Origin of the sequence: Streptomyces sp. NPDC019531 (genome assembly GCF_044903305.1) — a bacterium.
Classification (GTDB): domain Bacteria; phylum Actinomycetota; class Actinomycetes; order Streptomycetales; family Streptomycetaceae; genus Streptomyces.
In genome coordinates this window covers 87,168-112,358 of sequence record NZ_JBJDQL010000004.1, presented here as the reverse complement: position 1 = coordinate 112,358, position 25,191 = coordinate 87,168, and the positions used below count along the sequence as shown (strand labels likewise).

At 70.5% G+C, this 25,191-nt stretch carries 20 protein-coding genes and 1 pseudogene; 14 read left to right on the top strand and 7 right to left on the bottom strand.

The genetic code is table 11. From position 1 onward, the window contains the following. Position 1: 1 nt before the first annotated feature. Both ACI2L1_RS06740 and ACI2L1_RS06735 read right to left on the bottom strand, forming a co-directional pair. Positions 2-919 (bottom strand): NADP-dependent oxidoreductase, encoded by a 918-nt coding sequence (locus ACI2L1_RS06740; protein WP_404738450.1) that lies wholly within the window; start codon positions 917-919, stop codon positions 2-4. 116 nt (positions 920-1,035) lie between these two features. Beyond that, the gene (locus ACI2L1_RS06735) at positions 1,036-1,716 is read right to left on the bottom strand and encodes a GDSL-type esterase/lipase family protein (protein WP_404738226.1); all 681 of its coding nucleotides are present in this window, start codon (positions 1,714-1,716) and stop codon (positions 1,036-1,038) included. Between the two features lie 132 nt (positions 1,717-1,848). Here ACI2L1_RS06735 and ACI2L1_RS06730 point away from each other — a divergent pair, with 132 nt between their 5' ends. Then, complete coding sequence (locus ACI2L1_RS06730) at positions 1,849-2,835, top strand: WD40 repeat domain-containing protein (RefSeq protein ID WP_404738225.1); 987 nt, start codon at positions 1,849-1,851, stop codon at positions 2,833-2,835. Here the strand turns inward: ACI2L1_RS06730 and ACI2L1_RS06725 are convergent. Further along, positions 2,815-3,600: a TetR/AcrR family transcriptional regulator gene (locus ACI2L1_RS06725; protein WP_404738224.1), complete on the bottom strand. Its 786-nt coding sequence runs from the start codon at positions 3,598-3,600 to the stop codon at positions 2,815-2,817. The genes ACI2L1_RS06730 and ACI2L1_RS06725 overlap by 21 nt on opposite strands. Before the next feature lie 88 nt (positions 3,601-3,688). Between ACI2L1_RS06725 and ACI2L1_RS06720 the strand changes: the two genes are divergently transcribed. The 5 genes and pseudogenes from ACI2L1_RS06720 (at position 3,689) to ACI2L1_RS06700 (ending at position 9,109) form a co-directional block, all read left to right on the top strand. Continuing rightward, the gene (locus ACI2L1_RS06720; RefSeq protein WP_404738223.1) at positions 3,689-4,657 is read left to right on the top strand and encodes an ATP-binding cassette domain-containing protein; all 969 of its coding nucleotides are present in this window, start codon (positions 3,689-3,691) and stop codon (positions 4,655-4,657) included. Beyond that, positions 4,654-5,463 carry an ABC transporter permease gene (locus ACI2L1_RS06715; RefSeq protein WP_404738222.1) on the top strand — a complete coding sequence of 270 codons (810 nt, stop codon included), beginning with the start codon at positions 4,654-4,656 and terminating at the stop codon, positions 5,461-5,463. Before ACI2L1_RS06720 ends, ACI2L1_RS06715 begins: the two co-directional genes overlap by 4 nt. A 129-nt stretch (positions 5,464-5,592) precedes the next feature. Then, complete coding sequence (locus tag ACI2L1_RS06710; protein WP_404738221.1) at positions 5,593-7,113, top strand: cellulase family glycosylhydrolase; 1,521 nt, start codon at positions 5,593-5,595, stop codon at positions 7,111-7,113. A 15-nt stretch (positions 7,114-7,128) separates the two neighbouring features. Then, positions 7,129-7,338, top strand: a pseudogene (locus ACI2L1_RS06705) (SAM-dependent methyltransferase); the annotation flags it as partial. A gap of 160 nt (positions 7,339-7,498) precedes the next feature. After that, positions 7,499-9,109: an alpha/beta hydrolase gene (locus tag ACI2L1_RS06700; RefSeq protein ID WP_404738220.1), complete on the top strand. Its 1,611-nt coding sequence runs from the start codon at positions 7,499-7,501 to the stop codon at positions 9,107-9,109. A gap of 80 nt (positions 9,110-9,189) precedes the next feature. Here ACI2L1_RS06700 and serC read toward each other — a convergent pair whose 3' ends face one another. Next, positions 9,190-10,308 (bottom strand): phosphoserine transaminase, encoded by a 1,119-nt coding sequence (gene serC, locus ACI2L1_RS06695; protein WP_404738219.1) that lies wholly within the window; start codon positions 10,306-10,308, stop codon positions 9,190-9,192. Positions 10,309-10,388: 80 nt separating this feature from the next. Here serC and ACI2L1_RS06690 point away from each other — a divergent pair, with 80 nt between their 5' ends. The 4 genes from ACI2L1_RS06690 to ACI2L1_RS06675 all read left to right on the top strand — a co-directional run bounded on the left by ACI2L1_RS06690 (position 10,389) and on the right by ACI2L1_RS06675 (position 17,200). After that, a complete protein-coding gene (locus ACI2L1_RS06690; protein WP_404738218.1) occupies positions 10,389-13,331 on the top strand; it encodes an FAD-binding and (Fe-S)-binding domain-containing protein in 2,943 nt (980 codons plus the stop codon). Positions 13,332-13,375: 44 nt separating this feature from the next. Continuing rightward, complete coding sequence (locus tag ACI2L1_RS06685) at positions 13,376-13,852, top strand: GNAT family N-acetyltransferase (protein WP_404738449.1); 477 nt, start codon at positions 13,376-13,378, stop codon at positions 13,850-13,852. A 192-nt stretch (positions 13,853-14,044) separates the two neighbouring features. Next, positions 14,045-14,974: an EamA family transporter gene (locus ACI2L1_RS06680; RefSeq protein ID WP_404738217.1), complete on the top strand. Its 930-nt coding sequence runs from the start codon at positions 14,045-14,047 to the stop codon at positions 14,972-14,974. Positions 14,975-15,475: 501 nt separating this feature from the next. Continuing rightward, complete coding sequence (locus ACI2L1_RS06675) at positions 15,476-17,200, top strand: ABC transporter ATP-binding protein (RefSeq protein WP_404738216.1); 1,725 nt, start codon at positions 15,476-15,478, stop codon at positions 17,198-17,200. On the opposite strand, the gene ACI2L1_RS06670 is transcribed toward ACI2L1_RS06675, so the two are convergent. The 3 genes from ACI2L1_RS06670 to ACI2L1_RS06660 all read right to left on the bottom strand — a co-directional run bounded on the left by ACI2L1_RS06670 (position 17,201) and on the right by ACI2L1_RS06660 (position 19,861). Next, entirely contained in the window at positions 17,201-17,941 is a 741-nt protein-coding gene (locus tag ACI2L1_RS06670; protein WP_404738215.1) for a class I SAM-dependent DNA methyltransferase, read from the bottom strand. 79 nt (positions 17,942-18,020) lie between these two features. Then, a complete protein-coding gene (locus ACI2L1_RS06665) occupies positions 18,021-18,689 on the bottom strand; it encodes a response regulator (RefSeq protein ID WP_404738214.1) in 669 nt (222 codons plus the stop codon). Next, a complete protein-coding gene (locus ACI2L1_RS06660) occupies positions 18,686-19,861 on the bottom strand; it encodes a sensor histidine kinase (RefSeq protein ID WP_404738213.1) in 1,176 nt (391 codons plus the stop codon). The genes ACI2L1_RS06665 and ACI2L1_RS06660 overlap by 4 nt, the downstream gene beginning before the upstream one ends. A 199-nt stretch (positions 19,862-20,060) precedes the next feature. Here ACI2L1_RS06660 and ACI2L1_RS06655 point away from each other — a divergent pair, with 199 nt between their 5' ends. The 4 genes from ACI2L1_RS06655 (at position 20,061) to ACI2L1_RS06640 (ending at position 25,184) form a co-directional block, all read left to right on the top strand. Then, the gene (locus ACI2L1_RS06655; protein WP_404738212.1) at positions 20,061-20,951 is read left to right on the top strand and encodes an FG-GAP repeat domain-containing protein; all 891 of its coding nucleotides are present in this window, start codon (positions 20,061-20,063) and stop codon (positions 20,949-20,951) included. A 173-nt stretch (positions 20,952-21,124) separates the two neighbouring features. Beyond that, entirely contained in the window at positions 21,125-21,916 is a 792-nt protein-coding gene (locus ACI2L1_RS06650) for a TIGR03084 family metal-binding protein (protein WP_404738211.1), read from the top strand. Further along, entirely contained in the window at positions 21,913-23,589 is a 1,677-nt protein-coding gene (locus ACI2L1_RS06645) for an acyclic terpene utilization AtuA family protein (protein WP_404738448.1), read from the top strand. Before ACI2L1_RS06650 ends, ACI2L1_RS06645 begins: the two co-directional genes overlap by 4 nt. Continuing rightward, complete coding sequence (locus ACI2L1_RS06640) at positions 23,586-25,184, top strand: acyl-CoA carboxylase subunit beta (RefSeq protein ID WP_404738210.1); 1,599 nt, start codon at positions 23,586-23,588, stop codon at positions 25,182-25,184. Before ACI2L1_RS06645 ends, ACI2L1_RS06640 begins: the two co-directional genes overlap by 4 nt. Positions 25,185-25,191 lie beyond the last annotated feature (7 nt).

Below are 25,191 nucleotides of genomic sequence, written 5' to 3'. Positions count from 1 at the left end.
GTCATGGCCGGAGCACGATCTTGCCGTGGGTGTGGCCGCGCTCCAGTGCACGGAACGCCTCCCGCACCTCCGCCAGCGGGTGGACAAGGGAGACCGGCACCTCCAGCTCCCCGCGTGCGACGAGCCGGGCGAGTTCGCTGACCACGACCGCGCAGGCTGCCGAGCCCTCCCCGTAGGTCCGCGCACCGACCCTGGCCGCGGTCCGCCAGTCGCGGATCGTGTTGATCCGCTCGGGCCGCACACCCAACTCCAGCGCCAGCTCCACATAGCCGTCGCCGAAGGTGTCGACGAACGCGTCGACGTTCCCGCCCGCGGCCCTCCTGATCCGCTCGGCCACGCCCTCCCCGTACTCGACCGGGACGACACCGCGCTCCTTCAGCCAGGCGTGGTTGCGCCCGCTCGCCAGCCCGATCACCGTGGCGCCGCGCCGCCGCGCGAGCTGCACCGCGAGCGACCCGACACCACCCGCCGCACCGGACACCACGACCGTGTCACCGGGTACGGGGTCCACGGCGAACACGCTCGCGTAGGCGGTCGTACCGGCCACGTACAGGGACCCGGCCACCTCCCAGGGCAGGCCCGGCGGACGGGAGACCAGGTTCACGTCATCGGCCACGACGAACTCGGCGTGGCTCGCCCGCTGGTGGGTGAAGCCCAGCACCTCGTCGCCCACCGCGAACCCGCGCACCTGCGGGCCCGTCTCCACCACCACACCGGCCAGATCACTGCCCTGCCCGGAGGGAAACGTCGCCGGCCAGCGGTCGTGCCGTGCGCCCTCGCGGATCATCACCTCGCCGGGCTGGATCCCGGCCGCCCGCACCTCGACCAGCACCTGCCCGGGTCCTGGCGAGGGCCGCGCCACCTCCTCGACCCGCAGCACATCGATCCCGCCGTACTCGTGGAACCGCACCGCCTTCATCACGAGCTCACCGCGCTTCCTCACGGGGACAGGGCGGCGCCTTCAACGGCCCCGGGGCGGACCGGTATTCCCTCAGAGCGTGTGTCAAAGGCTCTCGGAGCCCGTGTCACACGCTCTCAGCCCGCCGCCTCGTACGGCCCGCCCAGATCCCACGCCTGGTGCATCGCCTCCGCGAAGGCCGCCGCGATCTTGTGCTCGCCGCTCGCGTTCGGGTGGGTGCCGTCGTAGGTGTCGTGGTTGATGTCGTACGACGACGGGGGCGAGCCCTGCAGCAGCGGGGAGCGGGGTTCGTCGAGGTCCGCGATCGCCTTGGCCAGCAGCTCGTTGAAGCGGCTGACCTCGGTCGCGAAGGGCGCGTCCGACTCGGCCCGGATGTTGGGGATCACGGGGAGGACGGTCATCCGGATCCGCGGGTTGGCCCGGCGGGCCTCGGCGACGAAGGCGCGTACGTTCTCCGCCGTCTGCTCGGCGTTGGTGTAGAAACCGAGGTCGATCAGGCCCAGCGACACCAGGAGCACATCCGCGCGGTGCGCCCGGACCGCCTCGCCGATCAGCGGGGTCATGTGCAGCCAGCCCTCGCCCCAGCCGGCCAGGTGGGCCCGCGGGAAGTCGGGGTCGGCGTACTCGTACGACGTGGGCGCGTCGGCCGCCTTGTCGTACAGCGTCTCGCGCGGGCCCACCACGGCGAACGGACCGCCGTACGTGTCGCGCAGGTGCTGCCACATCCGGTAACGCCAGGTGTGCTCGCCCGCGCTGCCGATGGTCATGGAGTCGCCGACGGGCATGAATCGCAGCATGCGCTCATCATCGGTGATTCTTACCGACGGGTAACAGATCTTGCGCATCTCGGGGCTGTGAAGATTGCCACCCGACGCGGCCGTGTCCGCCCGTCAGGCCCGCCCGGCGGAGCCGGATGGCAGGCTTGGGGCATGCGTCGACCCTTCGCCCTCCTCGCCGGGACCCTGCTCGTGGGCGCCTTCACCCTGCCCGCCGCCGCGCCCGCCTCCGCCGACGACGGGGACCAGGGATTCACGATCTCCGACCCCCGGATCACCGAGTCCAGCGGCCTCGCGGCCTCCCGCCGGCACCCGGGCATCTACTGGACCCACAACGACCAGGACACCGGCGCCTACCTCTACGCCGTGGACAGCAGCACGGGCAAGACGGTCGCGAGGATCACCATGACCGGCGTGGGCACCCCGCGTGACGTCGAGGCCATCTCCATCGGCCCCGACAACCAGATCTGGGTCGGCGACATCGGCGACAACGACGGGGTCACCTGGCCGTACGTGTGGATCTACAAGCTGCCCGAGCCGAAGGACCTCAAGGACCAGTCCGTCAAGGCCACGCAGTACGTCGTGAAGTACTCCGACGGCTCACGCGACGCCGAGTCCATGGTCGTCCACCCCAAGACCGGGCGCGTCTACATCATCGACAAGCAGGAGGACGGCGGGCACCTGTACGAGGGCCCCGCGAAGCTCTCCTCCTCCGGCACCAACCTCTTCAGGCCAGTGAAGGCCGTCGACCTGTGGGCCACCGACGCCGCGTTCTCGCCGGACGGTCAACAGCTCGCCGTACGCGGGTACTTCGGCGGTATCTGGTACGACTGGAACGGCGGCGACATCAAGAAGGAGGGGCGGCTCAGCGTGCCCCTCGGGCAGGGCGAGTCCGTCTCCTACTCCCCGGACGGGACCAAGCTCCTGCTCGGCATGGAGGGCGCGAACAGCGAGGTGGAGGCGCAGGACGCGCCCGGCGACGGCGGGTCCGAGTCGTCCACGGGGAGCGGGAGTTCCTCGGCGTCCGGCAGCGACGGCGACGGCGGCTCCGGCGGCGACCTCAAGATCGGCGCCCTGGCCGTGGCCGCGGTCGCGGCCGCCTTCTTCGGTCTGCGGCGGCTATTCCGCCGTTCCTCCTGACGCCCGTCCTCCTGACGCCCGTCCGCCGACGAACACCTCAAGTCCGTCCAGGATGCGCTGGAGCCCGAACTCGAAGTGGTCGAACTCGGGGCTCCAGGTGTCCTCGGCCAGGGACCCGAGGATCGGATAGCGGCCGGTGGCCATGACCTTCTCGATGAACGGCGCCTGGGCCGCGAAGAAGTCCGCGGTCGTCATCCCCGATGTACGCTCCGCCTCCCGCTGGTAGACCTGGGTGCGCGCGGCCCCGACGACGTATCCGTCGACCATGATGACCGCCGACACCAGCTCGGGGTCGGTCAGGCCCATCGGGCGGATCCGGGCGAGCACCTTCTCCATGCCGTCCAGCGCGCTCGGACCGAGCAGCGGACGGACCTGGTTGACACCGAGCAGCCAGGGGTGGCGGGTGTAGAGGGCGAGCGTGGCGCGGGCCATGGCCTCAAGCGCGGAGCGCCATGAGCCGTCGCCGAGGTCGGCCGGGTTGTCGGAGGGACGCTGGACGCGGTCGAGCATCAGATCGAGCAGCTCGGCCTTGCCGGGCACATACCGGTACAGGGACATCGCTCCGGTGCCGAGCTCGGTGGCGATCCGGCGCATCGAGACCGCGTCGAACCCCTCCTCGTCCGCGATCCGGACGGCCGCTTCCACGATCCGGTCCAGGGTCAGCCCCGGCTTCGGGCCCCGACTGGGCCGCGGAGTGCCGTCCCACAGCAGTTCGAGCGTGCGGACGATGTCCCCGCTGCCACTGGTGTCCCCGCTGCTCGTCATGGGTGCAGCTTAGTTCCGCCGAATAATTGAGTACAGCGTACGCGCAATCGGGTACGGTGTACTCAGTTGAGGAGAGAAGGGGGAACCCATGACCGACGACGGATACGCCGTCCACGCCGAGGGCCTGGAGAAGCGGTACGGCGAGAAACGCGCCCTCGACGGCTTCGACCTCGCCGTCCGGGAGGGCACCGTGCACGGCCTGCTCGGGCCGAACGGCGCGGGCAAGACCACGGCGGTCCGCATCCTGTCCACGCTGGTCCGGCTGGACGGCGGCCGGGCCACCGTCGCCGGCCTCGACGTGGTCCGGCACTCGCGCGAGGTGCGGTCGAGGATCGGCCTCACCGGGCAGTACGCGGCCGTGGACGAGGTCCTCACCGGCCGGCAGAACCTGGAGATGTTCGGCCGGCTGTTCCACCTCGGCGGCAAACGGGCCAAGCGGCGGGCCGCCGAACTCCTGGCGCAGTTCGACCTCACCGACGCCGCCGACAAGGGCGTGGGCAAGTACAGCGGCGGAATGCGGCGCCGCCTCGACCTCGCCGCCTCCATGATCCTCGCGCCCGCCGTCCTCTTCCTCGACGAGCCGACGACGGGGCTCGACCCCCGTAGCCGGGGCGAAGTCTGGGAGTCCGTAAGGGCGTTGGTGGCCAGCGGCACGACGGTCCTGCTGACCACCCAGTACCTGGAGGAGGCCGACAAGCTCGCCTCCCGCATCACCGTCATCGACCAGGGCCGGGCCATCGCCGACGACACCCCGGACGGACTCAAGGACCGGGTCGGCGGCGACCGTATCGAGGTCGTGGTCGCCGAGCGGTCGGACATCCCGCGCGTGGTGAAGGTCGTCGCCCGGGTCTCCGACGGTGAACCCGAGGCGGAGGAGGGGGAGTTGCGGGTGCACGCCCCGGTCGTCGACCGGGTCTCGGCGCTCACGGAGGTGGCTCGCACCCTCCAGGACGAGGGTGTGAGGGTCGAGGACATCGGACTGCGCAGGCCGAGCCTCGACGACGTGTTCCTGCGCCTGACCGGACACCGCACGGAGACCAAGGAGACGGCGGCATGAGCACACTGGAGGCCACCCACGGCCGCACCTACTGGGTGCTCGCCGACGTCTGGAACATCGTCCGCCGCGGCCTCACCCACTATCAGCGCCAACCGATCAACATCGCCTGGCAGTTGGGCTTCCCGATCCTCTCCGTCCTGCTCTACGGCTATGTCTTCGGCAGCGCCATGCAGGTGCCCGGCGGCGGGGACTACAAGGACTTCCTGATGCCCGGGATGTTCGTGATGACGATGGCCTTCGGCTTCATCAACACCGCGACCCTCGTGGTGTACGACGCCACGAAGGGCGTGATCGACCGGTTCCGCTCGATGCCGATGGCCTCCTCCGCGGTGGTCGCCGGTCGCGGGGTGACCGATCTGCTCGTCGCCTGCGCCGAGTTGGCGATCATGATGCTCACGGCGGTGGCGATGGGCTGGCGTCCGGACGGCGGGATCGGCTTCCTGGCCGCCTTCGGACTGCTGCTGTGGCTCCGGTTCGCGCTGATCTGGATCGGGGTGTGGCTCGGGCTCATGGTCCCCAACCCGGAGGCGGCGGGCGGTCTCTTCGCGGTCGCCTTCCCGCTGACGATGATCTCCAGCATCTTCGTGGCGCCGCAGCTGATGCCCGACTGGCTGGGCGCGGTGGCCGCGTGGAACCCCATCTCCTCCACGGCGGCGGCGACCCGGGACCTGTTCGGGACGCCGGTGGGCGGCGGGGACTCCTGGGTGGAGCAGCACGCCCTGCTGATGGCCGGGGTGTGGCCGGTGGTGCTGACGGCGATCTTCCTGCCGCTGGCGGTGCGGAGGTTCCAGAAGCTGAGCAGGTGACGTCCGGCGAACGCCGTGACGTCCAGTGTCTTGACGTGTCCATGTGACCTGACTTCCATAGGAGGTGCAGGGTTGTGGGAGCGCTCCCACCAGGTTCCGGGCCCCTGCCTCCCGAGAGGAAGCAGCGACATGTTCCGCAGCTTGCGAAAAGCGCTGTGTGCGGTGACCGCGGCGCTTGTGCTGCCGCTGGCCGGTGTACAGGCGGCCCGGGCCGAGACGGTCCGGGCGGCCGACGCCGGCGCCGGCTACTGGCACACCAACGGCCGTCAGATCCTGGACGCGTCCGGGCAGCCGGTCCGGATCGCCGGGATCAACTGGTTCGGCTTCGAGACCGGCAACTACGTCGTCCACGGCCTCTGGTCCCGCGACTACAAGTCCATGATCGACCAGATGAAGTCACTGGGCTACAACACCATCCGCATCCCGTTCAGCGACGACATCTTCAAGTCGGGCACGGTCCCCAACAGCATCGACTTCTCCAGCGGCAAGAACGCCGACCTCCAGGGGCTGAACTCTCTCGGCGTCCTGGACAGGATCGTGTCGTACGCCGGTCAGGACGGCCTCAAGGTCATCCTCGACCGGCACCGGCCGGACTCGGGCGGCCAGTCGGCGCTCTGGTACACGGCCGCGGTGCCGGAGTCCACGTGGATCGCCAACCTCAAGGCGCTGGCGACGCGTTACAAGGGCCAGGACACGGTCGTAGGCATAGATCTGCACAACGAGCCGCATGACCCGGCCTGTTGGGGCTGCGGAGACACTGCCACGGACTGGCGCCTCGCGGCCCAGAGGGCGGGGAACGCGGTGCTGGGCGTGAACTCCGACCTCCTGATCTTCGTCGAGGGCGTGCAGACCTTCAACGGCGTCTCCGGCTGGTGGGGCGGCAACCTGATGGGCGTGGCCCAGTACCCGGTCCAGCTGAGCGTGGCCAACCGGGTGGTGTACTCGGCCCACGACTACGCGACGAGCGTGGCCCAGCAGAGCTGGTTCAGCGATCCGGCGTTCCCCGCCAACATGCCGGGGATCTGGGACAAGTACTGGGGCTACATCTTCAAGCAGAACATCGCGCCGGTGTGGGTGGGCGAGTTCGGTACGACGCTGGCGTCCACCGTGGACCAGAAGTGGCTGGCGGCACTGGTGTCCTATCTCCGCCCGACGTCGACGTACGGCGCCGACTCCTTCCACTGGACCTTCTGGTCGTGGAACCCGAACTCCGGTGACACGGGCGGGATCCTCAAGGACGACTGGCAGACGGTGGACACCGTGAAGGACGGGTATCTGGCGAGCGTGAAGGCGCCGGGGTTCCCGGCCTCGGGCGGCGGCAGCGACCCCGGTGACCCGGGCGGCGGCACGGCGGCCTGCACCGCCGCCTACACCGTCAGCAGCGACTGGGGCAGCGGCTTCAACGCCGAGGTGAAGGTGACCAACTCCGGTTCTGCGGCGCTCAGTTCCTGGAAGGTGACCTGGACCTGGCCGGGCGCCCAGCAGGTGACGTCCATGTGGAACGCGTCGTACACGCAGTCCGGTTCGACCGTGACGGCGACGAACGCCTCGCACAACGGGGCGGTCCCGGTGGGCGGTTCGGCGAGTTTCGGGTTCGGGGGAGCGCCTGGGGGCGGGGGTGTGCCGAGTGTGAGTTGTACGGCGGCGTGAGGAGAGGGCGCCCGTCCCGCCATCCCCGGCGCGTACGGCCCGCAGGGCATGTACAAGGGCGGCTTCGCGGGCAGGGCCATGTTCACCTACCGCTACAGCTACCGTCCTGCCGTGTGGGAGCGGCTGCTCACCCGGGCCGGCTTCGCCTCGGCCGAAGCGCGGGTTCTCGACGCTCCGCACGCCGGCCACATCGGCACACTGATCGTCCGCGCGGAAGCGACATGAGCGCGGGGTGTCCTCGTCCCGGTCTGTGAGGCTCAGGATCAAAGGAGATTCAAATCTCTCGTTCAGGTGTTTCTCATTCGATCGGTGCTTCGGCAGGATTCGGTCAGGACCGTGAGGCTTTCGGTCCTGACCCCAACCCCCCATGTGCTGAGAGAAGTTCATGAGAAGAAGCGCAACTGTGCTCGGCGGTGCGGCCGTTGTCCTCGCGGGGACCGTCGTGGCCGTTCCCGCGGCGGCCAGTACGTCAGTGCCCTCGGCCACCGCCCTTCCGGCGAAGGTCAGTTGGAAGAAGTGCGGTACCGACGACAACCCGACCCTGCAGTGCGGGTCGGTGAAGGTGCCGCTCGACTACGCCAAGCCGAAGGGACGCCAGATAACCCTGGCCCTGTCCCGGGTGCCGCACACCGCGGAGAAGTACCAGGGCCCGCTGCTGGTCAACCCGGGCGGCCCCGGTGGGAGTGGGCTGACGCTCGCCGCGTTCGTGGCCTCCAGCCTGCCCAAGGCGGTCGCCTCCCAGTACGACGTCATCGGTTTCGACCCGCGCGGTGTCGGTGAGAGCAAGCCCGCCCTCGACTGCAAGCCGGGCTACTTCAACCCGGTGCGTCCCGCGAGCGTCCCGAGAACGCCCGCGATCGAGAAGGCCAACCTGGAGCGCGCGAAGTCCTTCGCCGCCGCCTGTGGCCGCAAGTACGCGAGCGTGCTGCCGTACATCAACACGATCAACGCCGTGAAGGACATGGACTCGATCCGCAAGTCCCTCGGCGCCAAGAAGATCAACTACTTCGGCTACTCGTACGGCACCTACCTCGGCCAGGTCTACGCGAAGCTCTTCCCGACCCACGTACGCCGACTCGTCCTCGACTCGATCGTGAACCCCGACGGGGTCTGGTACGACGCCAACATCTCGCAGGACTACGCCTTCGACGCCCGCCACAAGGCGCTGATGGCGTGGATCGCCAAGTACGACTCCACCTACAAGCTCGGCACCGACCCGGCCAGGATCGAGGCCAAGTGGTACGCGATGCAGGCCGAGTTGGCGAAGCACCCGGTCGGCGGCAAGGTGGGCGCGGCCGAGCTGGAGGACACCTTCATCCCGGGCGGCTACTACAACGGCTACTGGCCCGGCCTGGCCACAGCGTTCGCCGCGTACGTGAACGACAAGAACGCCGCCCCGCTGGTCGAGGCGTACGAGAACCTCGCCGCGATCGACGCCTCCGGCGACAACGGCTACAGCGTCTACACCGCCGTGCAGTGCCGTGACGCCTCCTGGCCGCGCGACTGGAAGCAGTGGCAGAAGGACAACTGGGCCGTCTACGAGAAGGCTCCCTTCATGGCCTGGAGCAACGCCTGGTACAACGCGCCGTGCGCGTTCTGGCCCACGAAGACGCTGAAGCCGGTGAACGTCGCCAACTCCAAGCTCCCGCCGGTGCTCCTGTTCCAGGCGACCGACGACGCGGCCACCCCGTACCAGGGCGGCGTCACCGTCCACCGGCTGCTCAAGCACTCCAGCCTGGTCGTCGAGCAGGGCGGCGGCAACCACGGCATCACCCTGAGCGGCAACGCCTGTCTCGACAAGTACCTCGCCAAGTACCTGACCGACGGCACCGTCCCGCGCGGCCACGGCACCGCCGACGCGACCTGCAAGAAGCTCCCCGACCCGAAGCCGGCGGCGGCCCAGCCGGCCACGGCATCGGCCCTGACAGGCACCGCCACGCCGGCCACCCCGGTCACCGGCGACGACCTGCACGCGCTGCTCGGCTTCCGCGGCTGAGCGTGAGCTGAGCGCGAGCCGACGGACGACAAGGGGCGCCCGGTGTTCACCGGGCGCCCCTCATCGTCGTACCGAAGTGATCAGAGCTTGTCGATCACGTAGTCGACGCACTTCGTCAGTGCCTCGACGTCCGCCGGGTCGATCGCCGGGAACATCGCCACGCGCAGCTGGTTGCGGCCGAGCTTGCGGTAGGGCTCGGTGTCGACGATGCCGTTGGCGCGCAGGACCTTGGCGATGGCGGCCGCGTCGATTTCGTCCGCGAAGTCGATCGTGCCGATGACCTGGGAGCGCTTGGCCGGGTCCGTGACGAACGGGGTCGCGTGCTTGGACTCCTCCGCCCAGGTGTAGAGGCGGGTGGACGAGTCCTTCGTGCGGGCCGTGGACCACGCGAGGCCGCCCTGGCCGTTGATCCACTCCAGCTGCTGGTTGAGGAGGAAGAGGGTGGCCAGCGCCGGGGTGTTGTACGTCTGGTTCTTGCGGGAGTTGTCGATCGCCGTGGGCAGCGAGAAGAACTCCGGAATGTGGCGGCCGGACGCGTGGATCCGCTCCGCGCGCTCGATCGCGGCCGGGGAGAACACGCCGATCCACAGGCCGCCGTCGGAGGCGAAGGACTTCTGCGGGGCGAAGTAGTAGACGTCCGTCTCCGACACGTCCACCGGAAGGCCGCCGGCGCCGCTCGTCGCGTCGACCAGGACCAGGGACCCGGAGTCGGCGCCCGCGACCCGCTTCAGCGGGGCCGCGACACCCGTCGAGGTCTCGTTGTGGGTGAAGGCGTACACGTCGACGCCCGCCTCGGCTGCCGGCTCCGGGTGCGTGCCGGGGTCGGAGGAGATGACGGTCGGCTCGGCCAGCCAGGGGGCCAGCTTGGAGGCCTTCGCGAACTTCGACGAGAACTCGCCGAAGGTCAGGTGCTGCGACTTGTTCTCGATCAGGCCGTGCGTCGCGATGTCCCAGAACGCGGTCGAGCCGCCGTTGCCGAGGACGACCTCATAGCCCTCGGGGAGCTGGAACAGCTCGGAGATTCCCTCGCGCACCTGGCCGACCAGGTTCTTGACCGGGGCCTGGCGGTGGGAGGTACCGAGGAGGGACGTACCGGTCGCGGCGAGGGCGTCCAGCGCCTCCACCCGCACCTTGGAGGGGCCCGCGCCGAATCGACCGTCGGCGGGCTTGATGTCAGCAGGAATCTGGATCTCAGCCACGACTGGAGGGTAGCCGCCCGGGGAAACCTGGTCGAAACGTAGTCCGTCGGGTGAGACGGCGACTTTGGTTTCCTGGACACATGACGGAACTCGAAGCCGAGCTGCGCAGGTCTGTTCGAGGTGATGTCGGATTCGACACCGCGTCGCGGGCCCTGGTCACCATGGACGCGTCCAACTACCGGCGCGTTCCGCTCGGGGTCGTGGCGCCCAGAGACGCCGACGACGTGGCCGCCGTACTGGAGGTCTGCCGGGCGCGGGGGGTGCCCGTGGTGGCGCGGGGCGGGGGTACGTCCATCGCCGGGCAGGCCACCGGGACCGGGGTCGTGCTCGACTTCACCCGGCACATGAACCGGCTGGTCTCCCTGGACCCCGAGGCCCGCACCGCGGTCGTCCAGCCGGGCCTCGTGCTCGACCGGCTCCAGGACGCCGCCGCCCCGCACGGGCTGCGGTTCGGGCCCGATCCGTCCACGCACAGCCGCTGCACGCTCGGCGGGATGATCGGGAACAACTCGTGCGGCTCGCACTCGGTGGCGTGGGGGACGACCGCGGACAGTGTGAGCGAGCTCGATGTCGTCACCGCGCGCGGGGAGCGGCTGCGGCTCGGGCAGGGGTGGGCCGGGGCGCCCGCGGGGCTGCGGGAGCTGGTCGACGGTGAGCTGGCGCGGCTGCGGACCGGCTTCCCCGAGCTGCCCCGCCGGATCTCCGGGTACGCCCTGGACGCCCTGCTGCCGGAGAACCGGGCCGACGTCGCCCGGGCCTTCTGCGGCAGCGAGGGCACTCTCGGCGTCCTCACCGAAGCCGTCGTACGACTCGTCGAGGCGCCACGCGCGCGTGTGCTCGCGGTATTGGGGTACGCGGACGAAGGCGCGGCCGCCGAGGCCGCAGCCGGGCTGCTGCAGCACCGCCCCCTGACGGTGGAGGGCATGGCAGCCGACCTGGTGCCCTCGGCGGTCTCGCTGCCGAGGGGCGGTGCCTGGCTGTTCGTGGAGACCGGCGGGGAGTCACCGGCCGAGGCACGCGCGCGTGCCGAGGGGATCGTGCGCGCGGCCGACGTCCTCGACGCGCTCGTGGTGACCGACCCGGCCGGACAGCGGGCGCTGTGGCGGATCCGCGAGGACGCCAGCGGTACGGCGACCCGGATGCCGGACGGTTCCGAGGCCTGGCCCGGCTGGGAGGACTGCGCGGTGCCGCCGCAGCGGCTGGGGGCCTATCTGCGGGACTTCCGGGGGCTGCTCGGGGCGCACGGGCTGCGCGGGACGCCGTACGGACACTTCGGTGACGGGTGCATCCACGTCCGCATCGACTTCGACCTGCTCACCCCGCCGGGCATCGCCCGCTTCCGGCGTTTCTCCGAGGAACTCGCCGATCTCGTCGCGGCGCACGGCGGGTCGCTGTCCGGGGAGCACGGGGACGGACAGGCGCGGGCCGAACTGCTGCCTCGGATGTACGGCGCCGAGATGGTGGCCCTGTTCGCGCGCGCCAAGGCGGTGTGGGACCCCGACGACCTGCTCAACCCCGGGATGCTGGTCCGCCCGGCGCCCCTCGACACCAACCTCCGCTTCTCCGTGCTGCCCCGGAAACCGGTCGACGTCGCGTTCGGGTACCCGGCCGACGGCGGCGACTTCTCCGCTGCCGTACGGCGCTGCGTGGGGGTCGCGAAATGCCGTACGACATCGGCGACCGGGTCCGCCGTCATGTGCCCGTCGTTCCGGGCCACCGGCGAGGAGGCGCACTCCACGCGCGGGCGTGCCCGGCTGCTGCACGAGATGCTCGCGGGGGAGGCGGGCGGCGTGGTGACCGACGGCTGGCGGTCAGAGGAGGTGCGGGACGCGCTGGACCTGTGCCTGTCCTGCAAGGGCTGCCGGTCCGACTGCCCGGTCGAGGTCGACATGGCCACGTACAAGGCGGAGTTCCTGCACCACCACTACGCGGGGCGACGGCGGCCGGCCGGCCACTACAGCATGGGCCGGCTGCCGCAGTGGCTGCGCTGGGTGGAGCGGCTGCGGATGGCTCCCGTGGTCAACGCCCTCGCTGCCGTACGGCCGTTGGGGGCCCTCGCCAAACGGATCGGCGGGATCGCGGCCGAGCGGCGGATTCCGAAGGTGGCGACGGAGACGTTCAGCCAGTGGCTGCGGCGGCGGAACCGGAAGCGCACGCGGGGGTGGATGGCCGAGGCGCGGGCGGGAGGGGAACCCGAGATGCCCGGGCAGATGGTGTTCCTGTGGCCGGACACCTTCACCGAGCACCTCTCGCCGGACGTCGGCCGGGCGGCGGTGCGGGTGCTGGAGGCGGCCGGGATCGGGGCCGTCGAGCTGCCGACGCGGCCGTGGAACGTGCGGCGGTCGAAGGACGGCGAGGTCGAGGGCGTCGGCGCGTCCGCACCCTGGGGCCGCACCCGCGGCCGCGCCTGCTGCGGGCTGACGTATCTCTCCACGGGCCAACTCGACCTGGCCCGCGCGGTGTTGCGCCGCACGCTGGACCTGGTGGAGCCGTTCCTGCTGCCGGAAATGGACGACGTGGCTCAGCCGCCGGTGTTCGTCGTCCTGGAGCCGAGCTGCGCCGCCGCCCTCCGCACCGATCTCCCCGAGCTGTTGCACGACGACCCGCGCGCCGCCCGTCTCGCCGCACGGGTCCGCACCTTCGCGGAGGCGCTGGAGCAACTCGCCCCCGACTGGCGGCCACCGGCCCTGAACCGTCCGGTCGTCGGCCAGACCCACTGCCATCAGCACGCGGTCCTCGGCGACACGGCCGACCGACGCCTGCGCGAGGCCGCCGGACTCACCGGCGAGTTGACCGGAGGCTGCTGCGGCCTTGCGGGCAACTTCGGCTTCGAGAAAGGGCACTTCGAGGTGTCGCGGGCCTGCGCGGAGGAGCAGCTGCTGCCGTCGGTACGGGAGGCGCCCGAGGACGCGGTGGTACTGGCCGACGGGTTCTCCTGCCGTACGCAGTTGGAGCAGCTTGCGGGAGTGCGGGGGAAACATCTGGTGGAGGTGTTGGCGGAGGAACTCGACCGAAAAACGTGAGCGAGCAGGATCCCGCGCACGCCCGCGCGGTGCGGAGTGAGGTCATGGCCGACACCGCCCTGGGACGGCAGGGCGGGCTCCTGGAGGGAGTGGAGTGGACCCTGCGTCCCGCGCACCCGGCCGACGTCGAGGTCATCGTCGAGTTGCGGGCCGTGGTGATGCGCCCTGACCTGGAGCGGCTGGGGCGATTCGACGAGCACCGGGTGCGGCAGCGGTTCCGGGACGCCTTCGTCGCGGCGGACATGTCGGTCATCGAGGCCGGGGGCCGGTTCGCGGGCTGTGTGGCGCTGCGGCGGGCGGACGACGGGCACTGGCTGGAGCACTTCTTCATCGACCCGCGCCTGCAGGGCCGCGGCCTCGGCTCGGCCGTCCTGCGCACCCTGCTCGCCCGCACCGACGTCGGCGGCGAACCCGTCCGCCTGAACGTCCTCCAGGGCAGCGCGGCCCAGCGGCTGTACGAGCGGCACGGCTTCGTCGTGGAGAGCGAGGACCCGGTCGATGTGTTCATGGTGCGGCCCTGAGTTTCTTGCTCAGCCAACTCCCGACCGCCGAACAGGCCCCGGCCCGGTATCTGACGTCTCACGGCCCGAGACAGCGGCATAACGGGTTTACGCGCCTGACGACGGTCCATTACTCTGAACTCGGAAGTGCATCCGACTGGACAGCGCGGTGCACGCCACCGGACCACTCCGAGCCGAGCATCTGGACCGCCCGTGACCACGCCCGACACCCCCGCCACGGCCGGCGTCTCCACGACCCCGTCCGCCGCCGTCGGCGCGTCCCGCCGCCGCACCACCCTCGGCCCCGTCGGCCTGGTGCTCGCCGGCGCTGTCTCCGTGCAGTTCGGCGCCGCGCTGGCCGTGCTGCTGATGCCGAGGGCGGGGGCGCTCGGCGTCGTGACGCTGCGGCTGATGGCCGCCGCGGTCGTCCTGCTGCTCGTCTGCCGCCCCCGGTTGCGCGGCCACTCCCGGGCCGACTGGGGCACGGTCGTCGCCTTCGGTCTCACCATGGCCGCGATGAACGGCCTCTTCTACCAGGCCGTCGACCGCATCCCCCTCGGCCCCGCGGTCACCCTGGAGGTGCTCGGCCCGCTCGCGCTCTCGGTGCTCGCCTCCCGCCGCGCGGTCAACGCGGTCTGGGCCGGACTCGCGCTCGCCGGAGTCTTCCTCCTCGGCGGCGGTGACTTCGGCGACCTGGACCCATGGGGCGTGGCCTTCGCCTTGGCCGCGGGCTCCATGTGGGCGGCGTACATCGTCTTCAGCGCCCGCACCGGCCGCCGCTTCCCGCAGGCCGACGGCCTCGCCCTGGCCATGGCCGTCGGCGCGCTGGCGTTCCTGCCGCTGGGCATCGCGGAGTCGGGCACGAAACTCCTCGACCCGGTGACCGTGGGCCTGGGCGCGGCGGTGGCCCTGATGTCCTCCGTGCTGCCCTACACCCTCGAACTCCTCGCCCTGCGCACCCTGCCCGCCTCCGCCTTCGCGATCCTCATGAGCCTGGAGCCCGCCCTGGCCGCCCTCGCGGGCTTCCTGATCCTCGACCAGGCCCTGTCGGCGGTCCAGGCACTCGCCATCGCGCTGGTGATCGCGGCGAGCATGGGGGCGGTCCGTTCGCAGGTCGGAGGGGGTGACCCAGGAACTCCCTAGGAATCACCAAGGTATTCACAGCGTTTATCGGCGCCTTTCTTTCTGAGTTTTCGCCTGCATCGCGGAGGGAGCTGTTAAGTTCCTTCTCATCCGGCGCACGTACTGGAAACTCAGGAGGATTAGTATGAGCTTCAGGGTGATCGCTCCCCTCACGCCGCGAGGGAATGGGAATGCGGGCCAGAACGCCGGCCCCAATCCGAACCAGAATCTGAACCAGGTCCCGCCGCCCCGCCAGCCGGGCCGCCGTGGCCCCCGCCCGGGTGAGCCCGTACCGCCTCGCCGGGTCGGCTGACGTAATCGGGAGGGGAGATGCGCAAGCACAAAGGCAGGGCCCGGCGTAATTCGGAGGCCGATTATCCGCGGGCGGTGCCACAGGATTTCGTACTGTCCGAATACGGATTTCCTGTATCGGTTTCCGCGGCCGTACCCATTGCCGAAGAACATGTGCCCGCGGGTCTCCCCTCCCTCCGTCCACGCGTCGCATTTAGTCGTTTCTGGCCGATGACCAGAGGACTGCGCCGCTGGCTCGTCGCCGTCTGGCTGTGCACCGTGCTGGGCGCGCTCGCCGAGACCGCCGCGATCCTGCTGTTCGGCGAACTCACCGACAACGCGCTCCAGAAGGGCTCCCTGGACGCCTTCTGGTCACCGGCCGCCCAGTGGCTCGCCCTCGCCGTGGCCGGCGCCGCCGTCGGCTACGCGGGCGGCTCCCTCGCCGTATGGGTGTCCGAACGGTTCGTGATGAGACTGCGCGAGCATGTCTTCGACCATGTGCAGAAGTTGCCGCCGCACTTCTTCCAACGCCACCGCCAGGGCGACCTGTTGTCACGCCTGACCGGAGACGTCGAGTCCATCGAGCAGATGGCCGTGTCCGGCCTGATCGGCACCGCGTCCGCCGTCTTCAGCGCGGTCTTCTACGCGGCCGCCGCGTTCTGGCTGCGCTGGGACCTGGCCGCCGCCACCTTCGCGCTGGCCCCGCTGTTCTGGCTGGCCGCGCGGAGGTTCTCCGCCGGGGTCAAGTCCGTCGCGCGGGACGGCCGGGTCGCCGACGGCGCGGTCACCTCCGTCGTCGAGGAGTCCCTCGGCAACCTCGTCCTCACCCAGGCCTACGGCCGCCAGGACGCCGAGCGCCGCCGGCTGCGGCAGGAGGCCACGGCGTGGTTCCGGGCGGCGGTTCGCTCGGCCCGTCTGAACCAGGCATACGGCCAACTCGTCCAGGTCATCGAGACGCTCTGTGTGCTGGCCGTGATCGGCATCGGCGTATGGGAGATCTCGGAGGGCCAGATGACCCTGGGCCAACTCCTCTCCTTCGCCGCCCTGTTGAGCTACCTCTACCCACCGGTCCGCAGCCTCGCCCAACTCGGCCTGCTGGTCACCGCGGCCACGGCAGGCGCGGAGCGACTGGTCGAGATCCTGGACGCGAGGCCGTCGGTGACCGACCCGGCGGGCGCCACCCAGCGCAGGACCGGCCGCCCCGACGGCACGGTGGAACTGCGGAACGTCTCTTTCCGCTACCCGGGCACGGAGGGGCTGGCCCTCTCGGACCTCTCCTTCACGGTCCACCCCGGCGAGCTGGTGATCATCACCGGCCCCAGCGGAGCGGGCAAGTCCACCCTCTCCAAACTCCTGCCGCGCTTCTACGACCCGGAGGCGGGCGAAGTCCTGCTGGACGGCGTCCCGCTGCGCGACTTCCCCCTCGACCGCCTGCGCGAATACGTGGCCCTGCTCCCCCAGGAGACCCTGGTCCTGCACGACACGGTCCGCGCGAACATCGCCTGCGGCAGGCCCGGGGCGAGCGAGGAGGCCATCGTCGAAGCGGCACGGGCGGCCGACGCGCACGACTTCGTCATGGGCCTCCCGGACGGCTACGACACCCAGGTCGACCCCAACTCGGCCCGCCTGTCCGGAGGCCAGCTGCAACGCCTGGCGATAGCGAGGGCCATCCTCCGTGACGCCCCGGTCCTGGTCCTCGACGAACCGACCACCGGCCTGGACGCGTTGGCCGCCCGCCGTATCGTCGACCCCCTGCGCCGCCTGATGGCCGGCCGTACGACGATCATGATCACCCACGACCTGGACCTGGCCCCGGACGCCGACCGCATCGTCGTGATCGAGCACGGCCGCATCACCGAGACAGGTCGCCACGACGAGCTGCTGGCCTGGGGCGGCACCTACGCCCGGCTGTACAACTCCGGCCGGGAGGCCGAGGTCTACGACTGGGCCGGCTGATCAGTCCGCGGCCTTCTCCCACACCGACACATGCTTCCCGCTCTCATGCGTGAACGGCGCGCGGCTCCAGTCCTCCCAGCGGTCCCGCAGCCGCATCCCGGCCAACCGGGCCATCAGGTCGAGCTCCGCGGGCCAGACGTACCGGAACGGAATCGTCCAGAACGAGCCCCGGCCGTCCTCGACCTTGACATGGTTCGAGGCCATCGCCTGGGTGGCGACGTCGTAGGTGTCGAAGCCGAGTCGCTTCTCGCCGACGTGGAAGGGCACGGCTCTCTGTCCGGGCGGGAGCTTGCGCAGCTCGGGAACCATGACCTCGACGACGAAGGTCCCGCCGGGTTCCAAGTGGGCCGCGACATTGCGAAAGCAGTCCACCTGGGCGTCCTGACTCGTCAGGTTCATGATCGTGTTGTAGACGAGGTAGGCGAGGGTGAAGGCGCCGGGTACGCGGGCCGACGCGAAGTCCCCGATCGTCACACCGACCGCGTCACCACCGGGCTTGCCCCTCAGCCGCTCCGCCATCGCCCGGGACAACTCGATCCCGCGCACCTCGACCCCGCGTCGAGCGAGCGGCAACGCGATCCGCCCGGTACCGACGCCGAGTTCGAGGGCCCGCCCCTGCCCGGCGAGCTCTGCCAGCAGGTCCACGACTGGCTCCACCGCGTCCGCCGTGAACATCTCCGCCGACGACTTGTCGTACGCCGCCGCGACGGACTCTCCGAAGTACCCGTCGTCATCGATCACCGGGCGACGGTACTGCCGTACGAGGGCGGGGTGCACGCGATTATCCGGTGGGGAGTCGCGGTCTGCCAGGCTGGTGGCGTCATCCCCCCGGAGTCACCAGTCCGCTCTCGTACGCCAGCACCACGGCCTGGGTCCGGCTGCCCAGGTTCAGCTTGGTCATGGTGCGGTTGAGGTGTGTCTTGACCGTCGCCTCGCTGATGGAGAGCCGGTCGGCGATCTCCAGGTTCGACAGGCCGTGCGCGATGAGCTTGAGGACCTCGGTCTCGCGGGACGTCAACATGCCGAGGGCCGAAGGGGGCGTGGCGGCCGGTGCGGACCGGACCTGGCGGACGAACGCCTCGACCAGCCGCCGGGTCACGCTGGGGGCGAACAGCGCGTCACCGCCCTGGACCGCGGTGACCGCGGCCAGCAGTCGCTCGGGCCCCGAGTTCTTGAGGAGAAAGCCGGACGCGCCTGCACGTAGCGCGCCGTACACGTACTCGTCGAGGTCGAAGGTGGTCAGGACCAGGACCCGCGGAAGGGGTCCTCCCGCGCCGGCGAGGATGCGCTCGATCGCCTCGATGCCGCTCATGCCTGGCATCCTGATGTCCATGAGGATCACGTCGGGGCGTGTCCTGGCGGCCAGCCGGACCGCCTCCTCACCGTCCCCCGCCTGGCCCACGACCTCGAAACCCGGCGCGGCGTCGAGCAGTCCGGTGAGTCCGGCGCGGATGAGGAACTGGTCGTCGACGACGAGCACTCTGATCATCTCGTGTCGTCGTCTCCCCATCGTGCGGCGGCCGCCGCGGCCGCCGGGGTCGGCAGGGTCAGGCGGACTGCGAACCCTCCCCCGTCGTGTGGGCCGGCGCTGATCGTCCCGCCATAGAGCTTGACCCGCTCCCGCATGCCCATCAAGCCATGTCCGCGCTTTTCCGGAACCCGGCCGGAAGTCGCCCCGTGTCCGTCGTCGGTGACGCTGACCGACAGTTCGTCCTGCCGGTAGTGGAGACGTACTCGTACCAGCGCGTGATCGGTGTGTTTGAGCACGTTGGTCAGGGCCTCCTGCACGACGCGGTACGCGCATAGTTCGACACCGGGCGCGAGGGGCCGCACAGTGCCCTCGACGTGCAGATCGACGGGGACACCACCGGCCTGTATCCGCTCGACCAGGTCGCCGAGGCGGGCGAGGGTGGGCATGGGGGCGGCGCACTCGGTACCGCCCACCTCGTCGTGCCGCAGTATCTGGAGCACGCGCCGCAGCTCCTCAAGGGCTTCACCGCTGGTGTCCTCGATGATGCGGAGCGCGTTGTGGGCCGTTGCCGTGTCGGAGTGGACGACGAACCGGGCCAGGCCCGCCTGCACGGAGATCACCGACATGTGAGGGGCCACCACGTCGTGCAGCTCACGCGCGATGCGCGCGCGTTCCTCCGTGACCTCGCGACGGGTCCGCTCGGCCTGCCGCACGCGCAGTGTCTGGCTGATTTCGCTGGAGAGACGGACGCGCGTTCCCAGCCACACCAGCATCGAGCAGTACAGCAACGCCTGGTTCACCGCAGATCCCAGGGTCATACGGTCATTGATCGCGGAGGCGTAGATCCATACGACGGTCATCACTGCGGCGCAGCCGACGGCGGTCCGCGCCGGGCGCATCGACGCCACCGTGTACAGGACGAGCATCGAACCGAACGCGGACATCAACGGCCAGTAGCCCAGGGTGATGTAGACGGCTCCGGCGCACTGCACGAGAGCGAAGACCACCAACGGCGCCCGGCTCCGCAGCGCGACCGGCAGATGTATCAGACCGATCAGTGCATAGGCGCCCGCATCGAGTTCGGGCCAGCCCGGTGACACCGACCGCTGCCCCAGCCGGACGGCTGCCCAGGCCGTGGCGAGCGCGAGCAGGGTGTCGACGACGAGCGGCCGGGGCGTACGCATCCGCATCGCCGCAGCGTAGCGCCCCCGTACATGATGAAACGTCAATCTTTCGATGTAGTAAGCGAGTTGCAGTGAAAACGCGGCTACCACCCACAGTGGAGCGGGAGTTACACCCACTGCTGGACGCGGCGCACCCGCCCTCGTCCCTACCGTCTCCATCGTCGGCGGCTGTCGCCTGACATCAGCAGACCCTTGGGGGAGAGACATGCGAAGATCAAGGCACCGGGTTCTGGCGCGGTTGTTGTGCTGTGTCGCGGCAGGCGTGCTCCTGCTGTTCGTGGGCACTCCGGCCCAAGCCGCGATCGCCGACAAACGCAACGACTACAACGGCGACGGAATCAGCGACATCGCCGCGGTGAACGGCCTCACAGGGTGCCTGTACCGCTGGCTCGGAAACGGGAACAACGACTTCGGTTCCGGAGTCCAGCTCGGGTGCGGCTGGGGACCGTACAAGGAGTCGCTGTCCGGAGCGGGCGACCTCACCGGCGATGGTGTCGGGGACCTGGTCGCCATCAACTCTGGCAGCAACTGCCTCTACCGCTGGAACGGCGATGGCAGCGGCAGCTTCGGTGCCGGTACCCAGCTCGGCTGTGGCTGGGGACCGTACGAGGGTTCGCTGGCCGGAGCGGGCGATGTGAACAATGACGGCGTCGGGGACCTGGTCGCCGTCAACTCCGACAACGGCTGCCTTTACCGCTGGAACGGCAACGGCAGCGGCAGCTTCGGTGCCGCCGGCCTGGTCGGCTGCGGCTGGGCATCGTACGCGGGCTATGTGAGCGGCGCCGGCGACCTGAACGGTGACGGGTATGCCGACCTGGTCGGCATCAACACCGAGAACGACTGTCTGTACCGCTGGACCGGCAACGGCAGCGGAAACTTCGGTGCCGGTGTCCAGGTCGGCTGCGGCTGGGAACCGTACGAGCTGCAGAGGAGCTTCAGCGGGCTGGGGAACATCGGCAGCGGCAGCGCGGGCGATCTGGTGGCCATCAACACCCAGAGCGGCTGTCTGCACCGCTGGAACGGCAACGGCAGCGGTGGCTACGGTGCCGGTACGCAGCTCGGCTGCGGCTGGACGCCCTACTGGCTCGCCGCCTGATCCCGTCGAACCCGCGCGGGGGCGTCCCGCACCAGGTGCCGAACCGCGAGCGAGCCCCGGACCGGGAGGCCCGGGGCTCGTGGCACGTTGGCGGAGAAGCCCTTGAACGAGCGACTTCATGAATTAAGGCAAGCACGCTTGCTTGTTTTGGCGCCCCCTGCCATCCTCGCCCCATGGCAGACCCCACGCCCGTCATCGACGACCTGTGCGCGGAGAGCGACGAACTCGACGCGCTCGTGGCCGAGTTGAGGCCCGAGCAGTGGGCGCTCGCGACCCCCGCCCCCGGCTGGACCGTCGCCCACCAGATCGCCCATCTCGCCTGGACCGACCACTCCTCCCTGCTGGCCGTGACCGACCCGAAGGCCTTCTCCCGCGAGGTCGAGAAGGCCCTCGCCGCACCCGGGGACTTCGTGGACAACGGCGCGGAGGAGGGGGCCGCCAAGCCGCCCGCCCGGCTGCTCGCCTACTGGCGTGCCGGACGCGAGGACCTCGCGGGGGCCCTGCGCGCCGCCCCCGACGGCGCCCGTTTCCCCTGGTACGGCCCGCCCATGTCCACCGCCTCCATGGCCACCGCCCGCCTCATGGAGACCTGGGCCCACGGCCTGGACGTGGCCGACGCGCTCGGCGTCACCCGTGCCCCCACCGACCGGATCCGGCATATCGTCCGCCTCGGCGTCCGCACCCGCGACTTCGCCTTCGGTGTGCACGGACTGACCCCGCCGTTCGAGGAGTTCCGCGTCGAACTCGCCTCTCCCTCCGGCGAGTTGTGGGTCTACGGCCCCGAGGACGCCGCCGACCGCGTCACCGGCCCCGCCCTCGACCTCTGCCTTCTGGTCACCCAGCGCGCGCACCGCGCCGACCTTGCCCTGACCGCGGTGGGGGAGGACGCCGACCGGTGGCTCGACATCGCCCAGGCCTTCGCGGGCCCGCCGGGGAAGGGGCGCGCGCCCAAGGGGGCCATCTGATGACCCTCCGTATCGGCAACGCCTCCGGCTTCTACGGTGACCGCTTCGACGCCCTGCGCGAGATGCTCACCGGCGGCGAACTCGACGTCCTCACCGGCGACTACCTCGCCGAGCTGACCATGCTCATCCTGGGCCGTGACCGGATCAAGGACCCCGAAGCCGGGTATGCCCGCACCTTCCTGCGCCAACTCGAAGAGTGCCTCGGGCTCGCGCACGAGCGGGGCGTGAAGATCGTGGCGAACGCCGGTGGCCTCAACCCCGCCGGACTCGCCGAGCGCATCAGGGAGTTGGCGGACCGCTTCGGTCTGCCGGTCCGTGTCGCGCATGTCGAGGGCGACGACCTGACCCGGGAACATCCCGGTGCCCTCGCCGCCCACGCCTACCTCGGCGGCTTCGGCATCGCGGCCTGTCTGCGGGAGGGCGCCGATGTCGTCGTCACCGGGCGGGTCACGGACGCGGCCCTGGTCACCGGGCCCGCCGTCGCCCACTTCGGCTGGGGGCCGAGGGACTACGACCGCCTCGCCGGGGCCGTCGTCGCCGGACACGTCCTGGAGTGCGGGACACAGGCGACCGGCGGCAACTACGCCTTCTTCACCGACGGCGAGCACGATCTGAGACGGCCCGGCTTCCCCCTCGCCGAACTCCACGAGGACGGTACCGCCGTCATCACCAAGCACCCCGGCACCGGCGGCTTCGTCGACGTCGGCACGGTGACCGCCCAGCTCCTGTACGAGACACAGGGCGCCCGGTACGCCGGACCAGACGTCACCGCACGCCTCGACACCGTCCGGCTCACCCAGGACGGCCCCGACCGCGTCCGGATCTCCGGCGTACGGGGCGAGGCCCCACCCCCCACCCTCAAGGTCGGCCTCAACCGGCTCGGCGGCTTCCGCAACGAGGTCGCCTTCGTCCTGACCGGCCTCGACATCGAGGCCAAGGCCGCGCTGGTGCGACAACAGATGGACCCCGCGCTCGCCAAGGTCGCCCACGTCGACTGGGACCTGGTCCGCACCGACCGCCCGGACGCCGGGACGGAGGAGACGGCGAGCGCGCTGCTGCGCCTGGTCGTGCGGGACACGGACCAGGAGGCCGTCGGGCGGGCGATCGGCGGGGCCGCCGTGGAACTGGCCCTGGCCAGCTACCCCGGGTTCCATGTGCTGGCACCACCCGGGAAGGGCTCGCCCTATGGGGTCTTCGAGGATGTGTACGTCCCCCATGGAGCCGTGGACCATGTGGCCGTCCTCTACGACGGGCGACGGATCCCTGTGGCGCCGGCCCAGGAGACCGCCGTACTCGACGATCCACCGCCACCACCCCTGCCCGAGCCGCTGCCGGAAGGTCCGGCCCGCCGGGCCCCGCTCGGCCTCGTCGTCGGCGCCCGCAGCGGCGACAAGGGCGGCAACGCGAACATCGGGGTCTGGGCCCGCACGGACGAGGCCTGGCGATGGCTCGCCCACACCCTCACCGTCGACCGCCTCCGCGAACTCCTGCCGGAGACCGTCGAGTTGAACGTCATCCGCCACGACCTCCCCAACCTCCGCGCCCTGAACTTCGTCGTCGAGGGCATCCTCGGCGAGGGCGTCGCCGCCCAGCACCGCTTCGACCCGCAGGCCAAGGCCCTCGGCGAATGGCTGCGCTCCCGCCACCTGGACATCCCGGAGGCCCTGCTGTGACGATCCTGCAGACCACCCTCGACACCACCGGCCCCGACTACCGTTCCCACCGCGAGGCCATGCTCGCCAAGCTCGCCGACCTGGACGCGGAACACGCGAAGGCGCTGGCGGGCGGCGGTGAGAAGTACCTGGAGCGGCATCGCAAGCGCGGCAAACTCCTCGCCCGCGAACGCATCGAGCTGCTCCTCGACCCCGACACCCCCTTCCTGGAACTGTCCCCGCTCGCCGCCTGGGGCAGCGACTACACCGTCGGCGCCTCCCTCGTCACCGGCATCGGGGTCGTCGAGGGCGTGGAGTGCCTGATCACCGCGAACGACCCGACCGTGCGCGGCGGCGCCAGCAACCCCTGGTCGCTGAAGAAGGCCCTGCGCGCCAACGACATCGCCCTCGCCAACCGGCTGCCCTGCATCAGCCTGGTGGAGTCCGGGGGCGCCGATCTGCCGTCCCAGAAGGAGATCTTCATCCCCGGGGGCGCCATCTTCCGCGACCTCACCCGGCTCTCCGCCGCCGGGATCCCGACCGTCGCCGTCGTCTTCGGGAACTCCACCGCCGGCGGCGCGTACATCCCCGGCATGTCCGACCACGTGATCATGGTCAAGGAGCGGGCCAAGGTGTTCCTCGGCGGTCCGCCCCTGGTGAAGATGGCCACCGGCGAGGAGAGCGACGACGAGTCCCTCGGCGGTGCCGAGATGCACGCGCGTGTGTCGGGCCTCGCGGACTACTTCGCCGTGGACGAGCAGGACGCGGTGAGACAGGCCCGGAGAGTCGTGGCCCGCCTCAACCACCGCAAGGCGTACGGCGATCCGGGCCCCGCCGAGCCGCCCAAGTACGACGCGGAGGCACTCCTGGGAATCGTCCCCGGAGATCTCAAGATTCCCTTCGACCCGCGCGAGGTCATCGCCCGGATCGTCGACGCCTCCGACTTCGACGAGTTCAAGCCCCTGTACGGGACGAGCGTGGCGACCGGCTGGGCCGAACTGCACGGCTATCCGGTGGGCGTGCTGGCGAACGCCCAGGGAGTCCTGTTCTCCGAGGAGTCCCAGAAGGCGGCCCAGTTCATCCAGCTGGCCAACCAGCGCGACATCCCGCTCCTCTTCCTGCACAACACCACCGGCTACATGGTCGGCAAGGAGTACGAGCAGGGCGGCATCATCAAGCACGGCGCGATGATGATCAACGCCGTCAGCAACAGCCGCGTGCCCCATCTCTCCGTCCTCATGGGCGCCTCCTACGGCGCCGGCCACTACGGCATGTGCGGCCGCGCCTACGACCCCCGCTTCCTCTTCGCCTGGCCCAGCGCCAAGTCGGCCGTCATGGGCCCCCAGCAGCTCGCGGGCGTGCTCTCCATCGTCGCCCGCCAGTCGGCGGCCGCGAAGGGACTGCCGTACGACGAAGAGGGCGACGCCGCCCTGCGCGCCATGGTGGAGCAGCAGATCGAGTCCGAGTCGCTGCCCATGTTCCTGTCCGGGCGGCTCTACGACGACGGCGTCATCGACCCCCGCGACACCCGGACGGTACTGGGAATGTGCCTGTCCGCGATCCACACCGCGCCCTACGAGGGTGCGCGGGGCGGCTTCGGCGTCTTCCGGATGTGAGGAAACC